3 protein-coding genes and 1 pseudogene are annotated in these 2,363 nt (G+C 71.1%); all 4 read left to right on the top strand.

The genetic code is table 11. The annotated features are described in order from the left end of the window. A pseudogene (locus tag AC13HU_RS35820) lies at nt 1-566 on the top strand (DNA-binding protein); the annotation flags it as partial. A 1-nt stretch (nt 567) separates the two neighbouring features. Then, nucleotides 568-1,188 carry a hypothetical protein gene (locus AC13HU_RS35815; protein ID WP_483046172.1) on the top strand — a complete coding sequence of 207 codons (621 nt, stop codon included), beginning with the start codon at nt 568-570 and terminating at the stop codon, nt 1,186-1,188. A gap of 105 nt (nt 1,189-1,293) precedes the next feature. After that, nucleotides 1,294-2,043 (top strand): hypothetical protein, encoded by a 750-nt coding sequence (locus AC13HU_RS35810; protein ID WP_483046171.1) that lies wholly within the window; start codon nt 1,294-1,296, stop codon nt 2,041-2,043. A 127-nt stretch (nt 2,044-2,170) separates the two neighbouring features. Further along, complete coding sequence (locus tag AC13HU_RS35805; RefSeq protein WP_483046170.1) at nt 2,171-2,338, top strand: hypothetical protein; 168 nt, start codon at nt 2,171-2,173, stop codon at nt 2,336-2,338. Nucleotides 2,339-2,363 lie beyond the last annotated feature (25 nt).

Genomic DNA, 2,363 nt, shown 5'->3' with positions numbered 1-2,363 from the left:
GGGAACACCCCCACCTCCCCGACCCCATCGGCAACCGCCGCGAAACAGGCCCCGTCCTCCTGGACGACGCCACCATCCGCCTGCTGATCCGCTGCGCCCGCTACGGCCTGTGCGAGCCGCCGGTGATCGCCGAGTGCTGGACATCCGGAGCGAGCGAGGGCCTGCTGGAGAAGTTCCGCCGGGTCCTGGCCGAATCCCGGACCACCGCTCTGGAGCGCGAGGCCGCCGGATACGCCGACGGCACCGTGACCGTCGAATACGGCAAAGCCATGTACTCGAAATTCACCTCGACCCTGGGCGAATCATCCGCCAACCTGGAGATCCGCCGACCCGAGTGGATGCACATCATCCGCAGCCAGGCTTTCGCGAACCTCTGGTACAAGGCATACAAGGCACACCAGGCCGGCCTGATCATCGTGCGCCTCCGGGGCACGGACGAACTCCACATCACCGGCGGCCAATGGCGTAAAATCCCCGGACAGGAGGGCGGTGCATTCGAAGAGGGCCGCCTCCTCACCCAGATGAAACTCAAGGACCAATACACGCTGCCGAGGATCACCGCCTGACATGTCGACCGACGGATGGAAACACTTCGGAAAATACGGCGCGAACCTCGACCCGGGAAACGTCCACGGACGAGACGCCCTCGCCAGCGCCCTGGAAGACGCGCTGGAACGCATGATCATCGACGGCGGCATCAAGTCCCCGGCCAGCACCCGCCGCGGCCTCAAAGCCCGCATGAAGTACCTCACCACCACCAGCGGCGGCGCCCAAGCGATGGCCGACGCCGGCATCACCGCCACCCGCCCCACCCTCCGCGCCTGGACCAAGGGCAAGCAACGCCCCCGCCCGGAGAACGCCGAAGCGATCGACACCGCCTACTGGAACCTGCGCGCCGCCAACATCCTGGCCAACCCCGGAGCCTTCAAACAGCACCTCAACCGGGGCGGCCAGGGCACCAAGATGGAGATCCACCCCATCAACCAGGACGTCGTCCTGCCCAAGCGCCGACGGGACAACCTGCGGGTGCGCCGCATCCAGGTCCGCTACATCTGGGACGCCGCCGTCGACGCCCTCGTCGCCGGCGACCTCGACGAGCTCGAACACATCTGGGACGACGTCATCGCCGAACTCGACTCCGACTGGGGCGCCTACACCTACGTCGCCCACATCGGCCTCGGCGCCTGACCTCGGCCCCGCCCGCATCCGCCCCCGGAGGCCGCTACCGTCGTGAAGGCCTGCACGACGCGGCGGTTCCCCGCCCTGGTTTCGACGAAGTGAGGTGCCGCGCCCATGGCCATCGGCCATCGCCACGACACAGCCCACGCCGTGGTGGATCCGGGCCTTCCCCGGCGGACCCGCGAGACCGTCCACCGGCTCGCCCGCCAGCACCCCCGACTCCTCCGGGACCCGGCCGCGCCGCTGCCGTACGTGGCCGGGCTGGATCTGACCGAGCTGGCTCAGGGAGTGGGAGTAGCGGCCGGGACAGGTGTACTGCTGACCATTCTCGTCCTGCTCGCGAGCCGGATACCAGAACCCGCAGAGGCGGCCGCCTGGCCGTCGACGGCCATGCTGCTGTGGGTCGCGGCGGCGATGTTCTGCGTGAGCGCGGCCGTGGCCCTCCTGCGGGCGCGTGTCCCCGGGGGCCGCGCGCGCGTCGCGCAGGACCTGGCCGAGGCCCGAGGCCGGTACCTACTGCGCGGCGAGGAACTGCCCACCGAGGGCTGGGCGCTGGTGGTGCAGGCGGCGCAGACGCTCGAGCGGGTGCTCACCCAGACATGGCTCGGAGAGCCGGTCGACCCGGACCGCGACGCGCTTGCCCAGGGCGTCTGGTCGATGGCCCGCGCCCTCGCCAGCGGCGCGGGAACAGCCGCCGGCGAGACGTTCGTCGCCGCGCTGGAACTCTACGACCAGCGCATCCACGAGGCCACCAAGGCCCAGCTGACGTCAGACCCCCGATCCCCAGAACTCCTCCACGCGATCGACCGCGCCCACGACGCCGGCAGGCATGCCCTGGCGATGGCAGCCGCTGCGGCCCGTTGACCATCTGACCGCGCACCTCGGGCCGCCGGATACCCGGGTCCGCCGCAGGCGCGAGTCCGATGCTGTGGCCCGCGGGGGTGAGGAGCGGCGGCGCGGGTCACGGCGCCGAGCGCCGCGGCAGCGGGGCATGACCGTGCCGGCCCCGCGCGCGGTCGGGCTGCTGGTCGGGCTGGTGGGTTGTCCGGTTTGGGTGCAGGCGGGGACGGGCGGCCACTACGGTACTGCGGTGAGCGAGATGCTGCCGGCCGGCGCGGACGTACGGCTCGGGGCGGAGCTGCCGGAGGTCGACAAGTGAAGCCCGGCCTACCGGACCCGCGTAC

The sequence above is a fragment of the Streptomyces sp. NH27 genome (assembly GCF_056859195.1).
This window is presented reverse-complemented; position numbering and strand designations above follow the sequence as displayed.